Origin of the sequence: Pseudomonas sp. HMWF006 (assembly GCF_003061205.1) — a bacterium.
GTDB lineage: Bacteria > Pseudomonadota > Gammaproteobacteria > Pseudomonadales > Pseudomonadaceae > Aquipseudomonas > Aquipseudomonas monsensis.
The window spans coordinates 1-24,599 of sequence record NZ_QAIU01000422.1; the positions used below are offsets into that span (position 1 = coordinate 1).

Below are 24,599 nucleotides of genomic sequence, written 5' to 3' on the forward strand. Positions count from 1 at the left end.
GAGAATGAGTTACCACCGTAGCCATGGCGACATCGGGCACGCTCGGCGTGTGCTAGTACGCGTGCACATCGCTGGGCTTGCTGGATTGTTAGCAATCGCAATGGGTAGCGAATGAGCCCGGTGACCCCAACGTGCTTTCCCCTGAGCCGGTCGAGCATAAGGTTAAAGGTCAGCAATCCGAAAAACGCTTCGGATTTACCACCGCCGGTCGCGAAGTAAAGAAGGGTGACAGCGTCGTCTCTGGTCTCGTCGTAGAGGTGCGAGTATTCCGGAATGCGTGAAGCTAGAGAAGGGATATTAGCGATGATGAAAGCGAGTTGAAACAAGCGCCACTCATTGTCGTCCCCTCCAAAACGGGCCTGCATGAAGTTAGCCATGGTCTCGTTAGTGGCTAACCAGGCTTCATAGACAATAGCCCTGGGGTCAGCCTGCGGGCCTCGTTCGCGCCAAGCCGCGCGCGATTCACTCAAGCATTTCAGGCCGGCAGCGACCGTCGCCATCTCCGCGGTCCATTTTCGAATGTCCTGACGGAATGCCTCTTCTTCCCGCGCAATTCCGGCGAGGTCGGAAGCGGGGAGGCCAGCGGCAGGGCTCACGTTTTCCGGGAGTTTGTTTAGCCATTCCTGCATGGCTGGAACCAGTGCTGCCAAACCGTCTAACCCGTCAGCTTGTGCGAGGGCACGTATTTGCCGCACGACGCCATTCGCACTCGTAGGAATGATTCGCGGCTGGGTGTAACGGGGCGTCCAGGTTGTCTCTAAAATCCGGACAGCAGGGTCGGATTGTACTTGTACAACTCCGCAGTTATGCCCCATGGCTGGCTGTGTCAGATACTTGTTATAGCGGTAGGAGGGTTCAATTCGCTCGAGCTTCAACGCGTGGTGAAGCGCAGTCGGAAGCTTTGCCAGCAGAGAGACGAGAAAGACAGCTTCATCCGTCTCGTCTACGTGCTGGGTCGGCATGCTGCTGACATTTTCAAGTGCGAGAAAGAAGCTGCGCTTAGAGGGCTCGAGCCAGTCAGTGTGCAGTTCAAGATCCCAATCCAAACGAACCTGCGGCAATGCTAGCGGCAGCTGAGAAGCGCGCGCACTCTGGAGAAATTCATCCCAATTTGTGTATTGGCTGGCGGGGATGCTTAACTGGTGTCGATATCCCCAAGCCTTTCCACCACAGTCTAGATCGTCGCTTTCAGCCCAGTCCTGCAGGCGCTTATCCACGGCCTCATTCATCCGTAAGGCCTGGGTATCGATGTCTTGCTGCAGCGCTTCAACGGATTTCGTGGTATCGAGTTCTAGTGCTGGTAACTCAACATCTAGTCGCAACCACTTATGTGGGACTGCTAATGGCTCGAAGTGCTCGTCTTTGATAGGAAGGGCTTCGCGTGGGTTGACGAGTGCTCCTTCGGTCGTGCTCTCGCCGAGTGCTTCCATTTCAGCGGAAGAAATATCCTCAGCTTCGGCCGAATCGTGGGAAAAATCAGAGGTCAACAGATCTCTCGGGATGCCCTTTGCCGCGTAAATTTCCTCCACCACCGAAGACCGGATCGCCGCCCACCCGGGATGCTTATATTTCGAGCTGTAGGTGCCTTTGGCTTTCTCCCAAGCTGCTTCCAGTCGACGGTTACGTTCGGCCCGAATCTCATCAACTACAGCTCGGCGCAACATAAAGACGGGACGACAGTTTGGTCTTTTAAGATCCTCTTCACGTGGCAGCACTCGCACGTAGATGCATAGTCTTGGAAGCACCGTTATCACTGAAGACGCGACGGCATTGAGTTGCATCTGCAGCCCGTGCGACGAAATCCAGATAGGAGATGTGACTTCGTCGTCTCCGGATTGGCTGCGTTGGGGCAACAAGAAACCAGAGTTCAACAATGTTCTCGGGCGAGCACCAAAGAGATATCGCCCCGTGGAACCTTGGCCGCTGATTTGCGCATACGTCAGATTCAGGAGGCTATCGACGACCGCTTCCTTAAGGGTGGAGGAGACCTTTGCCGGATCGGCACGAAGCGTGGGCTGGCTCATTGCTGCGTTTCCTTAAGGGGGCCGACATACTCGACGCAGGCAATGCTTTCACGTGCCTTGTCGAAAAGTTGATCCAAAGTTGTCCGTTTGATACTTGAGTTGGCCATAACGGATTCGGGCTGCAGGAGCATGTACGCGTAGATGTCCGCGATATGGCGACCATCTAGGCGGCGCGAGTTACGCACCGCCATGATCACGCGCTGCCACTGGTAGGCAGCTTCCAACGGAGAAAGCCCAAGCACTGTTGCAAACGCCTTAAAAGTCTCTTCACGCTGCGGTGCCTGTGGGCGAAGTTGCTCGAACGGGGTGTCGAGCGAGCGTCCTAGATCAATCCACTGGCGCATCGCCTGGGCACCCGGAAGCTTTCCTTCCAGAAGCGGGTCAAGCGCAAGCATCTGTTCACGTATGACCCGTACCTTGTCAGAGAGTGTGCCCAGCGCGAACCGTTGTGCGAGGCACTTCTGAATCTGCTCGTGATAGCTTCGCAAGGCAGATTCGAACGTCTTGTCCGACTGAATAGGCACGCCTGCGTCACGGAGTACTTGCTCGACCATCTCGCGTAGCTCTGCCGACATGACAAACACCTTATCTCCCACCTCTAAGGAGCAGACATGGCAAATCCGAAAACCTACATCTGCTGCCCGCGGCGACGCCGGATCGTATACGTACATTTCCGATTTTTCATTGCGAAACAGCGTCGCGTCGCTGTCAAACCGGATAACCCAAGATCCTGCTTCATCATCACCGCTTGAGTAAGCGTCCGATGACAATTCGACACGGAACGTAGGAAGCAAATAGTCTCCTGTGGAAAGGACAGATGCGTCCTCGGGAAGGTCCTTCAGTTTCCTTAAGATGGATTCCATCCGAGGTTTGTAAGATCTAAATTCGGGCATCAGCTCGACAATGGGCTTGAGTGTGGCCCGCAGGAACTGGCCGGCTCGCTGGGTGAGCAAAAGCACCGTGTGGGAGGAAACGCGGTCATCTGTCAGTAATAGACGCAGGCAGTCCTCATTCAACCCAGCAAAAACTAGTGCCGAGCCTAGCAGCCCATCAAGGCGCTCTTCGAGGTGAGCGGCGCACAGCAGTTGTATACGCTCATGAAAAGACTCGTAAGTAATCCCTTCCGGGTACTGGTTATACTCTGTCAGGAAGCGCTCGGCGAGGCGTAGATACAGCGCACTGGTAAAGACGATGGCAACCTTACGCTTTTTGTTCCTTGCGGCATTGGAGACAAGTTCGGCCAACTTGTGTGCGAAAGGGGTTGCCTCATGATAATTGCAGAATAGTTGTGAGCTGCGCTCAAGGCACTCAAGTAAGGCGGGGCGCTGGTCTCCAACACCAACGTTACGCTCGAACGCCTTAGCGCCACCCAGGTGGTTGGGCCAATCGAATGCGGCGCGAGTCCGCTCCGACACTTCAATACCTCCCAGATACTCCGACATATGCCTGACGCCGCAGGGGAGCGCTGCTAAACGAGAAAGGAACGACGCTGCGTCGACTAATGGTTTTGCGGACTCCTTGCCTCCGGCCACTCCATTGGCGATGCGTACCAGTCTGTTAGCTGTTTTGGCCGTATCCGAATCAACGATCAGAACGTCAAATTCCCGCGGAGCAGGATGCAGAGTTTCCTGAGCCTGCGGTGCCAATAATCCCGCTCCCCCAACGGTACTCGGAACACCTAAAACTTTGAATTCGTGGGAGGTGTGCCATTGATTTGAGGCGTTACGCTTGAAGTTCTGCTCCCAGAGTTCCTCCTTGATCCTGAAAGCAGCATGCGGCTCATCGGTGATAACGATAACGCCGGGGGTATGTCCCCGAAACACGTCCTCCAGCATTAGGCAGAAACGTGCCAGTCGCTTTTTCCAGCTTTTGGCCTCCAAGCGTATTGCTCGCGTAGCCTGAATCAGCACGACTTCTGGTGAGCCGAGCTTAGCCAGTTCTTTGCAGGCGCGTTGAAGTTCGATCTCCGACATCCGCCCATCAAGTGCAAAGAGTGCGTCTGGTGCTGTTCCCGGATGACCGATGACTGCGCAGTTCATTTTTAACGCAGTAGCGTGGCTTCTCCTTTTCAGTTTGGCTCGGATAAGCGCCAAAAGACGTTCATCGCAAGATTGCCAGCCATCAAAATCGGGATTCGCAATGAAGTGAGGTAGTAGCTCACCGACCGTCGGATGGAATGGGTCGCTCGCGCCTAGGGGAAAACTGCTATCGGCCAGGGAGAAGTAAAATGCGTCCTTGTCCCCCATAGAGCGAGTCACATTTACGTTGGCTTTCACCTCAACCAAATTTTTTGCGATACGAAGAATGCTGCTTCGATCAAAATGGACGTGATTTAGACCATAAAAAACATTGCTCTTGACAGGAAAAAGTAAACCCCGAACCCCTTGCTTGTCTCCATGATGCCAGCGAGCCAACGTCGCTAACGCGTGTACCAGAGGCAAGGTTTTGGGCGCCGCGGGCCATGCCATCACGATGTGCCGTGAGCGGTGCTCGGCAGCATGTAGATAAAGGTCTGCCAGCGCTAAAAGCGTTGATGAGGGCGCGCTTGGCTGCGAAATGCCGTCACGATACATCGCGATGAGCGCTTCATGCGTGCGAGGTACGACAATGGGAGGTGTCGCCTCTACGGGGGCGATGTGAGCCGTTTTGTGCGCATGGGTTTTCAGCGCTGGTTTTGCATAGGTGAGAGGTTTGCGGGCTGCAAACAGCTTGGCAAGTTCTTCGCGCCTTCGCTGTTGAGCTTCCATTAAGTCGTTGAGCTTCTTCCTTGATGCCATGTGCCCTGCTTAAGTCGATAGATTTCAGCGTTCAGGCAGCATAAGCGAAAGGTCTACTGCTTTTCCAATGCCTTTCGAGCAGCACTTGCCATGTCTAAGCCTTGTTCGAGGTAGATCCTGAGCCGGCCAGGATCAGGCAGTCGGAGTTGGTTGAGCTCGAACACTGATACGTTGGTCGCTCCAGAGATGCAGCGGAAGTAGCGATCTACGGTCGGCGTCCCAAGCAACTGCACCAACTGAGCAGGTGTCAATGCAGGTTCAGGGGCTATCTGTTCAAGAATCACGGTGTGGTTTTCACCAACGAATCCGCCATAGGTGTCTATGAGCTGTGTCGGAACAGTTGCGGCAACTAATCGTCGCGGTTGCTCGTTGGATGTCACGCGTTGCATTAAGACGCTGGGCCGGCGAATGATGGAACGATGGTCTTTTGCCCCCATATTTACAAAACAGCCCTCTTTGTTCGCTTTAGCCGCACCGTTAAAGCGCAAGGAACCGTTAGGTGCAATGTCGCTGGACCAAAGCAGCGGAACCACCGTGTCGCCACGCGCGCCGACAGCCGTTTTCGTCGAGGCGTAGGTTGTGCGTGTGTCGCGGTTCCACACAAACGCGCCTATACGGGGCGCATACCCGTAGTCCACTAAGCCAGCATTCGATTTTGCCGCGCTTTTAAGCAGTGCGATGTCGCTCTCCAACCGGGGGATTGGCCACGCGGCCCCCATGTTGGGCAAGATGCATAGACCAACTTCAATGTAACTACCGTCTTTTGAAACCAACGACACCTTCGCTTCGGTGCTTGGCGCATGCCCTGTTTTTTCTCGCCGCGCTAACGTCAATGCGGTCTCCTGTTGGACATCTATAAAGACGCCAATACGGTCACCAACCATACCAATACCGAGCAACGTGGTTTGCGTCATCATGTAACTTCTCAGTCTGGAAAAGTTCTGACCAGACAAAAAGCTAGTCGGTGTGACCAGTGCGCAGATGCCACCCGTAGCGAGAAGTTTGATGCACAAGGCAATGAAGAGGGCATATAGATTCGGCTGGCCTTGAACAACGTCTTCAAACTCGTGGACGTACTGACTGACTTCCTCTGCGCGCATCTTTCTAAATGGAGGATTGCATACCACCACATCGAGCCTTTCCCACAGGTGCTTGGTTTGTAAAAGCGAGTCGCCCTGGTAGACCTGAAACACGGGGTAATTGTCAGTCGCGACTACCTCGTCATGGAGCGCCATCAGCAGGAAGTGCTTTGACAATTCACATAAGGCGGCATCTTGGTCAAATCCCAAAATTCGCTCTTGAATGTGGCTCACTATCTGTTGGGCACTTGCACCCTGTCGGCGAAGCAAATCACGCATGCGCATAGCGATAGGCGCCAAGAACGCAGCGCCGCCACACGCGGGGTCACAAAAACTGCGATTGGAAAAATCGACGCCCTGGGCTGACAGGTCGTCAAGCAAACGCCTTGTTAGCGATGGCGGAGTAAAGAACATCGCCTGCTGCTTTCTGCGCTCGCTTCCCAACAGTTGCGCGTACGCCGAGGAGAACCAGTAGGTCGACTCGATGAAGTCAAGTTTGCTTACAAACGCCACGAACGCGCACACGGCAGGCTCGTTCAAGAGTAGGGTTGCTACGGGTAGACCGGACTGTGGTAATCCCGGAAAACAGTTACTGCACCATTTTGCTAATGCGCTGCCCAGGATCAAATCCGGCTCTAGCTTCGCCTCTTGCATCACCACACGCATGTCGCGGACTAGGCTGTGAAAGTGAGTTTTAGTGGGGAGAGTCATAGGTGGCACAGGCCTGGTACGCATTTATAGCGCGGAGCGAACAACGATGTGTGAAGGGGCGGGCCGTACATCATTCCTCTCCTTGGAATAGGATAAGTAGCTTGCTTATCGAACAGTGGCATTTTGTCAGGTCACCTATCCCAGATCTACAGAACAAGCTTTATGAGGCAGCTTTAGATTCTTAAGCACTCTGAGTTTTAGAGCCTTAGAGGAGCAATCAACGTGCGCAATTCTTCAAAAAGATAGGAACCGCACTTTTTGCTCAGAGGGAAAATTTCGGGGGGAGAATTCGTTGACGCCTTGATTCAGCCGGTTTTCTCATCACTTCTCTCAAACGCTGAGCGGATCCTTCAAGCTCGGAGGGTGAGGCGAGGCTAAGAGCAAGCATCAACGCATCGCGACGTTTCCGCTTCCCCTCTAAAATTTCACTGAGGCTGCTTTCTGACTGAATAGGTTGCTTCATGGTTGCGGATTCCGCCTTCAGTTCAGTTGGGATATTAGCACAAGCTAGTCGCCCCTTAGTCCTCAGATAACCCTTCGATTTCGGTTGATAGCTCCGCTCGGATACGGGAAAACAGCTTCTCAAGAGAAGTCGGCTGATCCTGAAGCAGATAACAGCCTACGAGTATGGTGAGCGGATGAACGTCTAATACCGATGCCAGTTCGTCTACCTTCTCGATCGTAGGGCTCTTCAGACCGCGCTCAAGGGTGCTGAGATAGGTACAAATCTTCCTGGGAAAGCTTTCTCTCCGATCTCAGCTTTTTCAGGGCCGTGCCAAAAGCCTGTTGCAGTTCCATATTGCCGACCTCGCAAAAGGAACGATGAAGCCTTCGCGAGCTCTATAGAGCTACAATCTATAGTGTTCACTTTTGGGGTGGAGCTATGTTCATCACTCACAAACCAGCAGAGATTTTCCTCGGCGCATACCTGGGTGATGACTCTACCCAGTACTGGCAGTACGTTGAGCAGACCACTCATTGTCCCTGGTTTTACGTCAGAGTAGGGCGACAACAAGGCGGTGAAGCGTTGACTAGTATGGTTATGCTTGCCAGCGTTTCAGCGCTTGAGAAGCTACTTAACGAACAGCGAGCAGACATCTGGCTGTTGGATGTGCAGTTGGTTTCACCGGCTTATCTGAACGGAAGTGACGGGTGGAAGATGGAGAGGCTGTTAGAGGTGCGCGAAATGGTGGATAACACCAGTGAGGAGGCGGCCTACGTGTATAGCCTGGAGGGAGGGCATACCTACACTGAGGCCTTGGGGTCCAGCACATCCGATTTGCAAAATCCTCGTATCATTTTTTCGGCTGCACCGGCATCTCGGCAAGCATGAGACCAACACGCTCGAACGGTTAACGGCATCTTCGACGCGCTAGCGATTAGGCAATCTAGCCTGCCCGCCGAGTCAGTTGGCGGCGTTGGCAACCTTTCTGCCACTTACCGTTTCCGCAACGGAGTCAGTATGTTTTCGACATCCAATCCTTTCAGCAGACAGTTGTGCGCAATTGCCGACAGTGCTTCAAAGAGCTGGTCTCGCTGCTTTATCAAGTCGGCATTCTCCGCCTGCAGATTAGCAATACGTTCTTCGAGGCTTCTTCGGCGGCGGGCACCGTCTGGATCTCTCCCACTCTCCTTGAGTTGTGCGATACGGGCGGACTCGATTCGCATCCCACGGTCCCCCACTAAGGTAGCTCGGCTAGTCAGACCCAATCGACGCTGCACTTCGGGGCGCGAAATAGGCGCGTTCTCTAGTCCTAAGCTAATCATTTGGGCGAGGAGGGCGTCGATCGCCTCATCCAAGGTCCCGCCTCTCAAGGTCTGTCGATGAGCCATGGTCGCCTCTAGTCATCTGAAACAGAGCTGTGCCGTTTGTCCGTGTCCGCAATCGTCATTGGATGCCCATTCGGAAATACGCGTTGCACACCTACATTGGTATCGCGTGCGAGGACGGATTTTAAATTGTTGAGCTTGTCTTCCTGGTCCATCAGCCATACATCGCTACCTGCCTCTCCGGCGCCGGCATCGCGCATGATGGTGATTGCCGTCATCAAATTCTCGGCTTGTTTCTCAAGGTTGGCGCGCTCGGATGGAGTGCCCATCAGATGGAGATGCGAGCAGCCGTTCCAGCACTGAAGATGCTTAGGGCAGGGCGCTTGGGAGAAATCGTGAATGCAACCTCCGAAGGGTGTTACGTGTAGCGCCGTGGCGTGTACGGTGAGGAATGCTTCTGCAGTTGTCGTGCCTTTATCTGACAGCAACGCATGGTAACTGTCGGTTAACGCGCCCTGAATGCGTTTATCTCTTATGCCTGTATGCAGAAAATCGATGCGCTCGTGATGGCTATTGAACGCCAAGAACTCGTGATGCGCAGCAGTGCTTTCCTCAATGCTTGTGTGTTGGTAGTAGACATTCTGGTCGAGGCGTTTTCGCCCTAAGGCCAATGCTTGCTGAACATCACTCATACCGGTCAGATGATAAATAGTGTTTCGCCAGTGTCGAGGTTGGTGGCTAGTCAGTCGAATAGGCGCGCCGTTAGATTCTGTTAATGATCGGCGTGAAAAAATGGATGGATATTTTTCATCGTTCCCCAACGCGCGGTTAATGTCCAATAGTGTCACTCGACGCGGGATTACTCGAAACACATTTGCTTCCCGCCCACCGAGGCGGAATTGACCATCAAACGCGATGGCTAATGTTTCGCTGGTTTTTAGGACAACACATAGTTTGCCTCCAACATTTTCAGTAAGCGCTGCATGATCGCGAAGTTTGGGAACAAGAAAACGCTCAATATCGCCAGCCAAGTATCTGCGTTTGATCGCCTTCCCTCGATCCTTGATCTGGTCGCAGGGATGAATTTCGTTTCGTAAAAAGTACATGTATAGATTTCTAGCGGTGTCTCGGCCCTGGCTAAATCCGAGCCAACGCAGAACTTCATTCTCTGACATTGCAGTCTGCGGAGAGTAATCCCAGAGACGTCCAGGATGGGTCTCTTGCCACCTCGCGATTCCCCGTTGCTCTTGCGTCAGCACCTTCAATCGTTCGACCGCACGCCTGGCTAAAGGAACGTCGCTTTCTGCGAACCAATGAACACGGGATTGAAACCGCTTTTCCGCAAAGTACCTGATCCCGCATTCGACCAGAGGTCTGCCATTGGCATCTACAACCACCTCACCTGTCGTCCCTTTGATCGGTCTCTCGACCCAACAGTCATAGGGAATTACTGCTACCTCATTACCACGTTGCCCAGTCGCAATTAATAAATCGATAACACGCAGCAAGATTTCTTCGCTCTCACTTATCGGGTTGTTCGAACATAAGGCATAAGCTTCCATAGCCTCGCGAGGGGGCAACCTATCATCAGATTTACGTTGTTTTACCGCACGATCTGGATCGTGCAATGAAATGTAATCGTGTCGGCGTTTTTCTGGTTTTGCATCATGCTCAAAGTGTATGGCGATCTCGGTTAATTGCAAACTATCAATCGTATCCGCTACTACTTGAAGATGAGAGATCGCGTCGTAGAGATTCTTGTAACCACTTTCGCGGAGAAATCCCACGACGCGATCAAAATCGCCTCGCGTCAATTGTGTGGGCTCGGATACACCGCGCTCAAACAAGGGGTTGTAGAGCCGCCGGACGGCAATACTGTATGCAGCGACCATCGAAAACTTTAGGTTTCGGGTGCGTTGCAAATACACAATCAGGGCCTTGCTAAAATCCTGGAACGCGGAGGGGAGTGGTCCCTTGATAGGGGCAAGATAACCTGTCTTCTCGAGGGCTTGTCGGTGCGTCTCGAAGGTAAGAGCATGTTTGTTATGATCCCTTTGCGGTAACCAATTTCCGATACCCCACAATGGTTCTGGCCACGGTGTTGAAATCGGTAGTGACCGAAAAATCGCTTGCTCTTGTGTAATAAAGCTTTCGAGGTTCTGCCTTGCCCTAGACAGCGTCATCTTCGGCATCCTCCGTGTGCTGCCGGCAGCGTTCTATCGTAGCGCTTACCGCCAGGATGGTTGTCTGATGCTGGGCGAGGGGGTGGCCGTTACGTAAGCACGCGCTGCAACCGTGCTGTTGTGGCCGAGCAGTTCTGCAATCATGTCTGCTGGTGTGCCTTGATCCGCCAAGCCTTGTCCAAGGTGATGACGCAGCAACATAGTTACCTGATTCTGCTTTGCTACTCCGGCCTCGAGCAACTCGCGTTTGAGCCCTAGACCGATCTGACTAACCGAAAGGCGCCTTCCACGAGGACTGACAAATAATGGTTCGCAGTTGCTACCAAAGCGGCGCTGAATTTCTGAAACGTGCCGCGAGATTTTCTCACCTAGGCGTGTGGTTATCTTGCGGGGGCGTCTCTCAGGTCTGCGCTGTCCGACCTTTTTGGCCATGGGTAGCCATAGGGTGTAGTACTTCTCATGATCAGCGCTTTCAATGTACTCAAAGTCCGCAATGTCTAGCGAATGAAATTGAATCGATCGTGGTGCGAGTTCAAAACCCAAGTGAAGCACTATATTAAACTGGACTTCCTCCCAAGAGTCAGAAGAACCCTCTCGCTCAATGCGTTTGAGCAATCGAATTTCTTCATCAAGTTCTAAACCAGACTGCGAGAGATAAATTCGAGCATACGGGTCAACCCGATCTGATTTTACATCCTTGATTTTAAGGTAGATGCTTGAATCAAAACCTTTAATCCCTCTATCAACTGCCCAGCGATAAAGTCTGCGGAATCCAATTAGATGTTGCCTAGATTGTTTGAAGCTATTTAATTCAGTGATTAAATTTTGATAATCCCAAGGAAAGTAACGGGCAAGCGAGGTGCTAGATAAATAAGCAAGAGATCTTACAAACATGAACGCTGTCTGCGGAGCATATTTTTCCAACGCATATGCCATAAAGCCTTTGGCTATTTCATTGAGTTCTGGAGTTAAGTCAAGCGAGGCCCAGTCAATTTTCAGCGCGAGCCCACCGTCGTACCACGTCCACACCGGTAGCCGCGTATCGACGTATCTAGGCTGGTCAGTGGTGCGAGTTCGAATCGCAACCTGAGCCGGGCCCTCGAACACGTAGGCCGGAAAAGAGGAGGAGGGTAATGCGTGTTCTTGATCGGCTGATTTGGTCACGGCGAACTCCTTAACTGTCAAGTCGGCTCCAGGCTGCCGAGGCACGCTGGGCGTTGTGGAGGTTAGCCGACTCGGTTAGATAACGACTTGCATAACGGCGTGGCATCGTCGAAGTGTCAGACCAACCGCAGACTCGTTGGAGTTCGTCCGTGGCCCGCTCGAGGTCATGCCCACGCTTCTCGACCAGGTAAGCCAAAAACCGATCGGCAAAGGTGTGGCGAAAGTCATGCGCGGAAAGTGTAGGCAACAACCCCGGATGAGCCAGTTCAATGGTCAAAAACAGCCGATCAAGGACGTTCGACAACGCGCGGATCGACAGCGGGCGACCTCGGTCAGAGATGAACAAATAGCGGTACAGCAATTTCATTGGTTTGCCATTACGCAGGGGGCGTCGCTCGCCCTGGATATAACGCTCGTAGACCTCATACAACTGCGCGGAGATACCTACTGTCCGTCCGTGTGTTTTCAGCGCAGGCTCTTCAGCGCGCGGGTCGCCGGGATCATGTTCGCGGTCATTGATGCTGACATAGGCATGCTGAGAACCCTCATTGACATCCGTGGTGTAGAGCTTGAGAAGCTCCCCTCGGCGCATACCGGTCTCCAGTAGTAATTCAATTATTAGCCAATTGCGCAACTGCAGCCTTTCCGGGAACGGATTCTCCGTAGCGCCGGGGCGAATCAATGTGCGAATGATCTGGAGTTGCGTATCCGTCAGGCTGCGGTAACGAGCGCGGTCCGGCCGAACGTTGGTGATATAGCTCTCAAAGCGCCGCTCAATGACGTCGGCGACATCTGCAAATACCACCTCAATGTTAGCCAGGGTGGTTGGATTTTGAAGAGCGCGCGGGAAGTATCGGGTGACACACCAGGACAGGTATAGCTTCAGCAACCGCAGGTACTGGTCACGGGTACGCGTATCGATCTGCGGAAAAGATGCCGTTTCAGCTTTGCCGATTCGGGCGACCAGGTTATCGGCTTGACGGCCGCTTTGGAGCCAGATGGCATAACCGTCCAGTAAAGCCAGAATCGACTCGAAGTGGCAGGCCAAGATGGCGTCATCAATATTGAGGTCACGGCTTTTCGCATAGGTGTAGAACGTCTGGATAGCGCGCAGGTGTGCCGACGCTGTGTTGTAAGCGCGGCACCTTAGCTTGAGTTGAACGTAGATGAACGGGACGAGTACAGGCAACGGCGCCGCATTTTCAGTTTGCACGAGCAGCGGAACCCGCTGACCAGAAGAGTAACGGCACTGAATCAGCTTCATCGGCAGCCACCTCATTCAATGACTCGCCATGAACACGTTGGACATGGCCCGTTGAGAGAATGGATGCCAGAAGCGGGTTTGTCGAATCAGAGCCTTACGAGCCTCATGAACATCTTTAACATAGCACCTCGTTTAACATAATATACATTATGCGAAGCGTCCTATAGAGGTCTGGGGGGCTCTTGTCGAGATTTTTTAAATATGCGAATAAACAGCTAAATATGAAACGGCCGAAAAATCAGCCCCTTAGTGACCTCCGCTCACTGCATCGTCCAGATAATATTATTTAAATATGCGCATCAGCTTTCATACCGGGATCGGAAATCCTTAAAACGTCAGCGTGGTGAATCGAGCCTGGTGTCCTTCGTTGCCGGAGTTGTTGCAGATCGCCTGCCCAGTAGTCGTTTGACTTCTCAAAGGTCTAGCGCTGATCTTGCCGCATCCGTCGCACCTGATCGGTCTGCATGAACAACGCTTCCAAGAATGTCAGCAATCATGACGCTGTGTGAAATCTGAGGCTTTCGGCATGGTGTCGGTGCGCGGATTTCAAGGACAGCCATACCGGTATTGGCCAATGCCTGGTGATGCCGTCGAAAATTACGCTCCTCGCGACCCATGCACCAAGCATTGTTCTGAAACACCATTTAAGTATGAATCAGGTGGCAAATGTAGGCGCCTTTTCCGGCTAGCGGCGCTGCTTGATCTGACGGCTTGAGCATTCCTGGATCGGGAAGTCACCGGGAAGCACTTCAAGCGGTTTTCGGTGCATTCCTGACACAGTAAACAGAATGCCTGGAGCTCATGCTGTACGCTCGAAATGCGGGCCAACATGTTATAGGTAAAGGCAATGGCTCCCATGTGATAAACACGATGAAGTACGGTTTTGCCATTGTGAAAACATACAACTATTTAAGCGGTCTAAACGTGTTTGGAAATGTCGACTAGATTAGCTGAACGCCCGTTTTGAATGCGTCGCAGCGTATCCCGAGCTGGCAATAACGCAATTGGGGATTGCCGACTTCACCCGTTCCGATTATTCACGGCTGCTTTTCATTAGCGGCCTGTTTAACTACTGTTTTCTCGTAGCACATTCGTTTTTGGAGGTGTAACGTTATTGGTCTGGGTTCAATTCAACTAAACATCTATTTAGTTGAGTTAATAGTCGGCCTGTTGTGGCGTTACCTTTCCAAATCTTATTTTTCAATATTCATTAACTGTCAGAGCAGGATATTCTATCTTGCTTCTTTGACATGCAGAGTAATGTCGTTCAAGTACCGCATTAGTTTCTTCCTGTTAAGCCCCCCCTCTGCCCCCGTTCGATACCTTCAAGTGCTTTGACGAGCTCAACCTTGGCAAAGAGCCATCATATCCTTACAAAAAGGCGCACGGTTCGGTGGCTGAGGTCTTTTCGGGTGAGTGAAGATGTAGCCATGTGTGCACGCTGTATATTGTAGCCAAGCATTTTGCGATTTATCTCCGAGAGGCTGATCTGGTCAGTTGTGATACCTAGTGTCCATCGTCGATGTTTCCGGTTGCCCTCCCTGCCCTCACCCCATGCCCCCCCTTGATTGCAACTCTTAAAGATCCTGGAGGACTATCGGACAGGCACGAGGAATCGCTTCTACAAGGTTTTTGATCTCGCTTTGCAACATACGCCGCCAATGCACACATCGCGCGTCCGAGATGCCTATGAGTGATCGGAGCACAGTCATTTAGAGCGTACGTAGACGAGATTTGGCCGAGTCCGGTCGTTTCAACGCGATTGCTTGCCTGCGCAAGCTATTTCAGCAGCGACGCCCCGCTGAGAGACGTCGATGCTGCACTTGAGTGGGAGCTTGAAATCAATTGCCAGGTTGGCTCACACCCCTCTCATGATGACCGTCCACGGCGAAGCTTCTAATGAGCCCCCTTTAAGTGCCCTCGATCGTGACAGTTCATCGAGAACTTGCATGACAAAAAAACGCTTATTTAAGTAAGTACGCTACGAGAAGAGGTAGCCCATAGAGTGCTACCGTTACGAAAATACGGGAAACTAGCCAGATATAGGCATAGACAACCTCTCCTGGATTAGGCCTTCGATTTTCCAATGTCGCAGAGTTTCTTACACGAAAAATAAGATCGTCGATATCTCGGTGATTTTCTGATCGAGCTAACAAATCATGATAACAAGTGAGCTGCTCTGGCGTTGCATCGTTGTCTTTGTCGATCTGAGCGTGAAGGCGTTGCAAACCCCGATAATTGGTCCGCATCGCCAATGCTCGCCCGCGAAAATCACGATTAGCTAATGACAAGGACACTGCAAGCAGCGCGACAGACAAAATAGCAGCAAGTATGTCCGTATCCGACCCCAACGCTTGGGGGTAGCGGACGCTTACAACTGATAAGACTGTTCCCAAAATGGCATACCATACAAGCAACAATTGCGAATGCAGGTCTAACCACTCAAGGCGAGTGTGCGCTTGAATTCTAGCTTTAAAGGTAAACCATATATTTTCTTTCACTGACGCAGATCCGAAAAGTCCTGTGAAAAACCAAGAACTGATTGATGGAATGCCAACCGATGAGTGTAATGTGCTTAATCATATAACTTGGCACACCCTTCGCCTGTTCAACCAGCCGAACACGTGATTCTACCTTGCCATTACGCAGCGGTCGAATGAAATAAAGCAGCAACCACCTTCGCCCGCAAGTGAACCGCCCCCCTTATTTCTAGCACGCTTCACACTGCCCCAAGCTACGACGATACCCAAACGAGCTCCGTAACGGGATACTTCTACGGCGCAAACCTTGATGCGGAGACTTTGGCCTAAAGGAAAAAAATTGGGAGTCAGAACTACCCGGGGGCTAGATGCACATCTTCGGCCAACAGGCAAAGAAAAAATCTACTCTAAAAATAAAATAATCGGTGCTCACCACCTTCGAGAGACCTTTTTAGAGCTTAATAATTCGCGAAATACCAAATATAGAAGTATTGTTAGATGCGTCAAGCCCTTAGCCATACACCAAACGTTTTGGAAATCTAGAAATATTCTGGTAATTTATATAATAGTCGGCATAAGAGATTTCGAAAAACACATCACAGCAACGAAAATCATCCTATTATTTGAGGGGCGACCACGTGACCGAAACCATATTTTTTAAATCGAATTGCCCCAGATGCGGACACTATGGAGAATTCAAAGTGCTGGCGAGTAGTACGGAAAACGTCTCTCCAGTAATGGAGAAATTCCACTACGACCAATGGCGAACATTCGATTTTGGGCTATTTTCAATTTCGTCTTTTTGCGAAAACTGCAAAAATTATGTATGCGCAACAGTGTCGATAGTTAACAACGAACTTAAAAACCCTACCGCCACTCTCAAAGACTTCGCCGAAACCAATCTACAGCTGAAGATTAATAAAAATTTATTCATTGACTTTGACGTGCCCGTCCTCCCGCCACCCCAGAGCTTTTCTTCCCCACAAACAGTTAATATTCTCGATCTCTTTGAACAGGCAAAGAAATGTTACAGCTTACAGGCATGGGATTCGGTCGGTGTAATTTGCAGAAAAATCATCGACATTGAATCCATTAAAATGTGGCAACTGCGCCATCCTCAGTCAACGCCAGCAAAAACACTGTTCACACGATTGAAAAAACTGCTTTTGGCAAATTTTTCCCAGAACGAAAAAAATGACATCAGAGACCAACTCGATCCTAAGAACATTGAACACCAACTTTTTCATGATATGCACAATATAAGGCTGACAGGCAACGACGCCGCGCACAGTTTACTGCTCTATCACAGCAATGAAGCAGAGTCCGCCTTGATCTACACAGAAAACTTCCTCCACCTGTCCGAGCAATGGGCATCCTCTCTTCAATGCACTGAGCTTAATACCCCCTGAACAACACCTCACAATCCAAGCTTTAGCGTCGTGCAGTTTTAAATGCATAGGCGCGACGCTATCGTCTGGGCACCAACAAATATCATGACTGACTCGTGACAACCCTCACGATTGCGTCATTTGCTTAATCCGAACGGAGCTGTAATATTATCTTTACGGAAATTCAATGAAACATATATAGATTTACACGCAAGCGCCGGTACACCATCGCCCTCTCTGTGGGAGAGCTGAGGCGCAACTCGAAACCCATCAATCAACTTTTGCACTCAGGGCATGCAGCGGGCTTCGCGCCTTGGGGAAATGATTCTACAGTGCTACACTCAGGGCAATTAAGTACGCTTTGAAACTCCTTGCAATATCCACACTTCCCCAAATGAAATTTATTAACATCAGAGTTCATGAGATCGAAGTAGACACCGTCCTCCATGCCACAGCTAGCGCACTGTGCAAAATCTACTACATCGGAGTGAACAGAAACCCCGCAACAATAGCAATAATAAATATCCCACCCACCCGAAAACCCGAAGGAATCAGTACCACAATTGAAGCACCTTAAAACCTTATCAACATCATAACTATCGCAGGCAAAATCAACCGCTTCAGCTCTAAAAGCTTCATTGGTCACGAGGTTTCTGTAGTTTCCCTTGGTCAGAAACCGAGTATGATCAATCATCTCACCATTTGTCCAGATATCTCTGCTTGCAAACAAAAAAAGGGCTCGCACCAACAGTGCAAAGCACTCCGCATATCTGTAATCATGAGTTGATTCAACATTAAAGTGTACAAGTTTATTTCGCAGCTGCTGTACGCTTCTAATAATCTCCAGGTCATAATCCGAAAACTCTTCAACTTTCTCTAATTTCTTAATTAGCTTAGAATATGGTGTGGTTTGGAAATTTCCCGCCTGAAGCTTTGCACTGTCAATGCCACCAACTAGAATGGAGTTAATTCCAAGCTCATCCACTAATCGATACTTTGCGAGAAGCTCTACCGAAGTTTGAATTGCTACTATCGAAAGCTTCCAACTGCTTTCAGATTTATTTTTTGCAAATAGAATCTGTAGCCCCTCATTGAGAAAATCTGTTGCATTTTGAAGAAGGCTAGTTGCCCCCCAATGAGTCATGAAGTCGTATTCAGTAGGCGGCCCCTCAAGGTGCCACATTGCTTTCCAAGTTTTAGCACTCATTTTATATCCCGTTCTGATTCAATAGTAATTGGATTCCCGCCGAGCGATCTCGAGCCCCAAGTGCGCCTGTTCTTCCTGAATGCCGATCATTTCCACTGAGGCCTCACTACGCAACCCAAGGGGGACGTCAGGTCCATGCCTTATACGCTGATGCCGTATCAGGCAATAATAGAGGACGCCTTCACCAAAGTGCCATCACCTTCCACGCCTTTCTAAATGGCAGCAATCTTCGGGCGGAACGTAGAAGTTGATCAAGAAGTTGGCAGCCTCCTGGTCTCTGAAGTGCACGCAGAACCAGTTCCGGGGAGATATCGGCCGCTTTCGATCTCACGCCTTCAGACTCCACACACCACTGACCGGGTCGCAAGGATGATCTGCCCTACTCCGTAATCTGTCAGATCACTGCCGATACGTCTCATAACCTCGCCGTGCCAAAGCATTAGCGAAATCCCTGGAAATCCCCTGCTCGATACCGACCTTTTTCCCGCCTAGTCACTGCCAGAGAGGAGTGTCCAGTGCGGCTTGCAGATTCAGGTCGAAACCCATCAGACTCATGATTTTCTGCATTTGGCCCTGAGGATTTCGGCAGCAGAACCTGGAGGAACACCGCCAGAAGCTCCATGCAAGAGTCAAGCGTTGGCCGCCGAAGGCTTAGTCGATCAGTTCGAACGGTACGACATGGATGAAATGGCCGACACAGCGTACTGGCATGCCATGGAAGCACTACAGGTATTACCGCCCCCCCACTTCGGCGCATCCTCCTATGCCGTGCTGCAGTGGGCGACCTCGCCCATGTGTCGTCATCTTGCTGAGTTGCTAAGACGTAAGTATCCTCACAGAATGGCTACTCGCCACTATCAGGTAAAGCCATAACTCAATGGCATTGCCCCTCAATGTATCGCCGAACCGGCATCTAGGATCGCAGCCCATGGACGAACGAGATATTCTGGCTGGCCTTCTGATGGATCAAGCAGTCGCGCAGCACCAACTCCTTGATGCCCCCGAAGACGTGATTTTCCTGCATGTAATGCTTTACATCTTGGCCGTCGAATCCTTGGACTGGTCGAGCGATAAATTGAAAAACGAATGGCGGCCCACCGATATAAAAAATCGTAACTTCGACGAGTATCAAAATCGAATTATTGGGCTGATGGACAGTTTCGGCGCCGAGCAGACCCGCGAGTGGCTGAAATCACCGGTCTACCACACATTGAAGGGTATAGTTCGCGAAGCTGTAAGCGCGCTGAATTACGACGACAAACTCTATCTGTTCGACGCGTTGTTTTATCAGCTGATCACCGTGGCACAAGGTTTCGACCGGCGCCATGCCGAAATCGTCGCAGCGCTAACTAATGGTCTAGCCCGACGTGACGGGCTGTACGACCTATGCTTTTACAGCGGCGAACCACAAACTTTGCATCGCCTGATCGACAAGGGGCCGGAACTCTATTACCGCGGCACGCTCGCAACACCATTCAAGGATCTGGTAATGCTGCGTATGGTTTTACATCAGATAGTGAATCCCACGGCGGCTAATCCTAACGACACAAGCTTCCTGACCCTACTAGACGTTCCCGACGCGCAGTCCTTACCCCTGTCTATTCTAACCGAGCACCTGTCCAAAGGCGGCAACACGCAGCGGACGTTAGTCATTTTCAACCCTTCTAAAAGAGGCCAGGACGAAAACGAGAAACAGTTGTTGCGCCGTCGATTGGACTACGACGATCTATTGGAGGCCGTGATCGATTTCACCAGCTTCAATGCCAAGGGTAAGCCAATCAACCTCTGTGCTTGGTTGCTGAACACTCAGAAGTTTTCCCCTACCGAAACTCTCTGCATCGACGCCCGCTGGCTGGTGGACGATGATCATGGAGTCGGCACTGAACAAGCAGTCTGGTTCGCTGCAGCCCTGTGCGAGCTGTGGGCTTCACCGAACAAGTTTCGTATCAATCAGTTTCCTGCGACATACCTTGGGAAACTGAAGGGCCTTTACAATCAGTTGTTCGAAAGCGGCTACGTAGATATTGACGGACTGTGTAAGGTGCTGCCGTCGACCGAAGTTGTGCGCAAACCTGTAGCCAACCGGCACCTGCCCAAGCGCGTTTCTCAACATAAACCATCTTTGTTAGACAGCCGCTCCCTGACCGACGTATTGGAACGGTATAAGGATGCGAATCTGTGCGCCTATGTCATCGGCAATAATGGTGCGGGCAAAAGCCTCCTACTTAGTAGCCTGGTTGATCATTTCGACCGGCGAAATCGCGTCTCCATTGGCATCGCTTTTGGACCGACTGACCGTTTTCCGTTGCCCGAGCAGACTGAATACTCCTGGTTTAGGTATTTGGGCGGGAGAACCGCACAAGGTTATTCGTCCCGTCATGTGGAGAGCGAACTGATCTCTCTACTAGCACAAGTCTTCGCCCAACCCGAGCGCCTGGCCGTGCTTGAAGACGTACTCGCCCAGATGGATTTCAGCCGAGCCATGTATCTAGTACCTAGAGGCGTAGCTGATGCAGTGCTACGTACCCATGAGCATGCGCGTCGTGTAGTGCCCCTGACCGGCGCCACAGGCTTGACCAAGAAAGCACAAAGCAGCAAGGAACTCGCCCTTCAGCGTCACGACACTAACCGGTTCATACGCTTTGCCCACCTCAGTTCTGGCGAGCAACAGATCCTGCTGCTGCTCGGTAAGATTGTCTCCGCTGCGGAACCCGGGAGTGTATTGCTGGTCGACGAGCCTGAAATCAGTCTGCATGTGCAATGGCAACAGCGACTGCCCGCCCTCTTCACTCTTATGGCCCAGCAACTGAAATGCTCCTTCGTCATAGCCACCCATTCTCCGACATTGATCGCTAATGCTCAGGACGAGTCAAGCCACTGCTTCCTTGCCATAGACCAGGGTTTGTCTCCGATTCCACCTGAGCAACGCCACTCAGTGGAGACCATCCTACTTAATGGGTTCGCGACTTATACTCCTCACAACCGAGAGATCGCTGAGCGCTGTGCGGCATTGGTGACAGAGGCGGTGCGAGCCACAAACCGAGAGCATCGGCCCAATCTCTTGCAGCAAGAAGCCCTGCTCAAGGAGCTTCGCCTCATGGCCGAGGTCATGAAAAACAGCGGAAACAGCGAAGACCAGCGCTTTCGGCAGGACAAACTTTTGATCGAACAAGCGCATGCCGCCATCAATGAAGCCTACATGCTGGCAGATCAAGAGGTGGAGGCATGACTTCCATACCCTCATTGACAAGTACTGCAACAATGTCCCGTGCAGCAGCCCGTAGCCGGCAGCGGCGGGAGCATCTGCAATTACTACGTGCATTGCAACAACAAGCCCGGGCAGGTGATAGGACGGTCTGGACCCAACTCGGAAACATCAGTGATACGAAATGCAAAGCGCTCAAGGCCCTCTTGCGTGAGCGCCTAAAATCGCGACAAAAACCTCGCTGCTGCTATTGCAAGCGCTGGCTGCTAAACACAGCCTATGCCAGTCCCATTGAGCATGTGCTACCGCGCGACACCTATCCGGAATTCGCCCTGCATATGCGCAACCTTGCCATCGCCTGTTACGACTGCAACCAATTAAAAGCCGCAGTCGACTGGGCCGCGTTCACTGGATCGCGACGGTTCTATCCAGGAATTGAAGCCGCAGACCATTTTTATCACCCGCGCTATCATCACTACGACGAACACATCCGTTACATGCGCGTCGAAAGCAATCGGTTGCAGTTTGTCACTTACCACGGCCTCACCCCTCAGGGTAGGCATCTATGCGTCAACTTGCTGAGTCGCGTGGTAGGCCGTGAAAGTCTTCAACGCAGTACCCCACAGTTGGCCGAGTGGTTGCAATTGGTCGACGACGTCACGGCGGACCCGGCGCCTCCTCCACGTCCTGCCTTCGAGGCTTTTCGCAACGCGATTGATCATGCTGTAGATACGCGACTCAAAGATGCAGGCAAGTCTGGCGTCTCGTTGGCGCATTTGTAGTGTGTCCGGGCAATACGCCTTCCTGCCCCCCCGCCCAAAGCAATTATGTCCACCTATTTCTTGTCTCAATGGCGCAAGCTTGCGCGGAATTGGACGGGGCAGCCGACACTGCACCGGCTAAAGAAGGTGACGTGGAAAGACGCTTTGCGATAAAAATCAATAAGGCCGTTCGCGAGTTCGAAGAAGACATCGTGCAAACGCCCTGACTACGACGGAATACACGCCGCACAGGTTTGCCTTAATGCCGGCGACAAGGAGCAATGGATGACGGGGTTACATCGAGACAACCACTACATCCCAAAGCTTTATCTTAAAAACTGGGCGAGCGCTGGCAAAGTCCTGACCTATCGCCTGCTGGTGCCGCGCGACATCTATCCGCTGTGGCAACCGAGACCTCTCAAAGCCATCGCGTTCCACCAGCATCTGTACACCTATACCCTTGGCGGGCAGCTTACCGACGAGTTCGAGCGCTGGCTGGACACGCACTTCGAGTCCCCGGCGGCGGCAGCGATTGAGCGAGTGGTTCAAGAGCAGCGCCTTACGCCCGAGGACTGGCAGCGTCTGATCCGTTTTGCCCTGTGCCAAGATGTGCGCACTCCTGCTCGAATGAGACAGTTTCTGGAACGCCAACTGAAGATACTCCCAGAGCTGATGGACGCGACCCTGCAACGCTCAGTCGCTCGTTTGGAGCATGCGGTTGCTCACGGATTACCTATCGATAGTAAACCTACTTCTTCTGTAGCAGCAGTGCTCGATGATTGCCCGTTCAGGATTACCACCCTGCCGCAACCTGACGGCAGCGGGCTGCTCAAAGCGGAGACGGTAGTTGGGCGGCGGCTGTGGCTTTGGCAAGTGCGCAAACTGCTCACCGAAACCATCCAGCAGATCGAACCCAAGGGATGGACAGTTCTCCATGCCCCACCAGGAATGACCTGGCCAACTTCAGACAATCCCCTGATACGGGTCGGAGTCTATGCAGACGGCGGTTATACCTTTAACAGCGGCTGGAAAGCGGACAACGGGGATCTGCTCCTGCCGCTGAGTCCGAAGCACCTCCTACATTGCACCGTTGGCAAGCGTCCCGCGCTTCGCGGCACCGTGGTGGACAGGGAACTGGCTCAGACCATCAAAACAATGATCGTACAGCACGCCGATCAGTTTGTTTTTTCCAGCGATCCTGCCGATATTGCAACGCTCCGTCCCCGCGTGGTGGATTTGCAGCGCTTTGAGGCGGAGCGTGCAGGCTGGCGCGATTGGGGCAACCAGCAGGAAAAAGTCGAGGTCGCATTCGCCGCCGGCGTGTAATCGAGTACTTTGCTGGACAGTCAGGATGTGCATCCGGAGTGCTGCGCCGCTTACCCGGCTAACGTTTTTTAGCTTGAGATCAGACATGAATGATACTGAACAACTGCTCGCCACCGTGCATGCGCTATTACGCGCCGAAGGCATGGGTGAAGCGGCTACAGTCGTGCGGAAATACCCCGCCCATCTGGAGCAAACCGGTTACGACAACTGGAACGGCGGCACGAACATCATCGAGTTGCAGTTCCAGCTCCCAGCAGATGACTATGCTCGCCTTGGGTCAAAGCGGACCCTGTTGGAAGAACAGATAACCACCCGGGTTAAAGCGGCAATCGAGCCGACGAGCCAGGACTGGTACTCGGCCAAAATTGTTCCAGCCAAAGAGTTTCGAGCGGATTGGCGATCCGACGTGTCCGATTTACCAAGACAAGTGCGCGTTAACATTGTCGACGGATTGCACCTGGAGAATGTGCGCTGGCACGGTAAGTTGGACGATGTCGAGTTTCTCAGCCGCCTGGTCAATCTTCAACAGTTACCCTCCACTGACAGCCGTTTCCCAGATGCGGCCGGTGACATCTGGCAGCATCGCTACAACAACGATGATTGGGACGATGACTGGGTGTTCTCCGACAGCCGCTTCCAGCTTATGGACGGAACGGCAGATGAATTTTTGCGCTTTCTGTGCGAGGTGGTCCATCCAGTGGTGAGACCTGAGAGGGATGAGGTGTTGAACCTGGTTCTCCAGTTCAACGACCAGCTTCGGCGGGCATTGGGCGAAAACTCATGGAGAACGCGCTGGAGGCTTGCCAGTCAAGCACGGCGATATTGAATGCAACCTTGGCTGGCGCACCGCTGTACGCCAGCCAGGGTTTTGTCGAGTTTGGCCGAATTCAGCAACACCAGGGCCAGGCGCAAGCACCCCTGCCAGGGCCATTGGCAGACGGTGAAGAATGCCGCCCACTGCGCGAAGCGGATCATGCGCGGGTGCTGGAACTGGCCAATGCCGGAAGCGGACTGGATCGGCAAGCGGTGCTCACTGAGCTGTTCACCGTCGTCGAGCATTCGGTGGGCATTGTGCGCGAAGGTCAACTGTGCGCCTTCGCCCTGCTGCGTCCGTTCGGTCGCGGTCGTTGCATCGGCCCGCTGATCGCCGAAAACCTTGAGCAGGCCCAACACCTGATCGCCACATTGCTGGCCAAGATACCGGACGCCTTTGTGCGCATTGATATTCCCGCCGATTGTGGTCTGGCCGATTGCCTGGAA

Annotated in this window: 14 protein-coding genes and 2 pseudogenes; 7 read left to right on the plus strand and 9 right to left on the minus strand. The window is 52.2% G+C overall.

The window, feature by feature from the left end:
• The 3 genes from DBR24_RS17455 to DBR24_RS17465 all read right to left on the minus strand — a co-directional run.
• Positions 1-2,024, minus strand: a 2,024-nt coding sequence (locus DBR24_RS17455) for a hypothetical protein (RefSeq protein ID WP_218278139.1), incomplete at its 3' end; no start/stop codon positions are given.
• Positions 2,021-4,801, minus strand: coding sequence for a hypothetical protein (locus DBR24_RS17460; protein ID WP_128615360.1), 2,781 nt, complete (start codon positions 4,799-4,801; stop codon positions 2,021-2,023). The genes DBR24_RS17460 and DBR24_RS17455, both read right to left, overlap by 4 nt.
• Before the next feature lie 53 nt (positions 4,802-4,854).
• Positions 4,855-6,546 carry a class I SAM-dependent DNA methyltransferase gene (locus DBR24_RS17465; protein ID WP_218278140.1) on the minus strand — a complete coding sequence of 564 codons (1,692 nt, stop codon included), beginning with the start codon at positions 6,544-6,546 and terminating at the stop codon, positions 4,855-4,857.
• A gap of 928 nt (positions 6,547-7,474) precedes the next feature.
• Between DBR24_RS17465 and DBR24_RS17475 the strand changes: the two genes are divergently transcribed.
• Positions 7,475-7,924 carry a hypothetical protein gene (locus tag DBR24_RS17475; RefSeq protein WP_128615362.1) on the plus strand — a complete coding sequence of 150 codons (450 nt, stop codon included), beginning with the start codon at positions 7,475-7,477 and terminating at the stop codon, positions 7,922-7,924.
• 508 nt (positions 7,925-8,432) lie between these two features.
• Here DBR24_RS17475 and DBR24_RS17485 read toward each other — a convergent pair.
• The 4 genes from DBR24_RS17485 to DBR24_RS17500 all read right to left on the minus strand — a co-directional run bounded on the left by DBR24_RS17485 (position 8,433) and on the right by DBR24_RS17500 (position 15,473).
• Positions 8,433-10,544: a hypothetical protein gene (locus tag DBR24_RS17485; RefSeq protein ID WP_128615363.1), complete on the minus strand. Its 2,112-nt coding sequence runs from the start codon at positions 10,542-10,544 to the stop codon at positions 8,433-8,435.
• A 45-nt stretch (positions 10,545-10,589) separates the two neighbouring features.
• Positions 10,590-11,708 (minus strand): tyrosine-type recombinase/integrase, encoded by a 1,119-nt coding sequence (locus tag DBR24_RS31070; protein WP_177490606.1) that lies wholly within the window; start codon positions 11,706-11,708, stop codon positions 10,590-10,592.
• 10 nt (positions 11,709-11,718) lie between these two features.
• A complete protein-coding gene (locus DBR24_RS17495) occupies positions 11,719-12,972 on the minus strand; it encodes a site-specific integrase (protein ID WP_128615364.1) in 1,254 nt (417 codons plus the stop codon).
• Positions 12,973-14,936: 1,964 nt separating this feature from the next.
• Complete coding sequence (locus tag DBR24_RS17500; RefSeq protein WP_128615365.1) at positions 14,937-15,473, minus strand: SLATT domain-containing protein; 537 nt, start codon at positions 15,471-15,473, stop codon at positions 14,937-14,939.
• Positions 15,474-16,090: 617 nt separating this feature from the next.
• Here DBR24_RS17500 and DBR24_RS17505 point away from each other — a divergent pair.
• Positions 16,091-16,861, plus strand: a complete 771-nt coding sequence (locus tag DBR24_RS17505) for a DUF4145 domain-containing protein (protein ID WP_128615366.1) — start codon at positions 16,091-16,093, stop codon at positions 16,859-16,861.
• 253 nt (positions 16,862-17,114) lie between these two features.
• On the opposite strand, the gene DBR24_RS17510 is transcribed toward DBR24_RS17505, so the two are convergent.
• Together DBR24_RS17510 and DBR24_RS32615 are read right to left on the minus strand one after the other, a co-directional pair.
• Positions 17,115-18,047 (minus strand): hypothetical protein, encoded by a 933-nt coding sequence (locus tag DBR24_RS17510; protein ID WP_128615367.1) that lies wholly within the window; start codon positions 18,045-18,047, stop codon positions 17,115-17,117.
• 327 nt (positions 18,048-18,374) lie between these two features.
• Positions 18,375-18,626, minus strand: a pseudogene (locus DBR24_RS32615) (gamma-glutamyltransferase); the annotation flags it as partial.
• 349 nt (positions 18,627-18,975) lie between these two features.
• Here DBR24_RS32615 and DBR24_RS17515 point away from each other — a divergent pair.
• The 5 genes and pseudogenes from DBR24_RS17515 to DBR24_RS17535 all read left to right on the plus strand — a co-directional run.
• Entirely contained in the window at positions 18,976-21,276 is a 2,301-nt protein-coding gene (locus DBR24_RS17515; RefSeq protein ID WP_158277041.1) for an AAA family ATPase, read from the plus strand.
• Positions 21,273-22,034 (plus strand): HNH endonuclease, encoded by a 762-nt coding sequence (locus DBR24_RS17520; protein WP_128615369.1) that lies wholly within the window; start codon positions 21,273-21,275, stop codon positions 22,032-22,034. The genes DBR24_RS17515 and DBR24_RS17520 overlap by 4 nt, the downstream gene beginning before the upstream one ends.
• 264 nt (positions 22,035-22,298) lie before the next feature.
• The gene (locus tag DBR24_RS17525; protein ID WP_128615370.1) at positions 22,299-23,339 is read left to right on the plus strand and encodes a DUF4238 domain-containing protein; all 1,041 of its coding nucleotides are present in this window, start codon (positions 22,299-22,301) and stop codon (positions 23,337-23,339) included.
• A gap of 142 nt (positions 23,340-23,481) precedes the next feature.
• A complete protein-coding gene (locus DBR24_RS17530; protein WP_256591597.1) occupies positions 23,482-24,165 on the plus strand; it encodes a hypothetical protein in 684 nt (227 codons plus the stop codon).
• Positions 24,102-24,599, plus strand: a pseudogene (locus tag DBR24_RS17535) (GNAT family N-acetyltransferase); the annotation flags it as partial. The gene DBR24_RS17530 and the pseudogene DBR24_RS17535, both read left to right, overlap by 64 nt.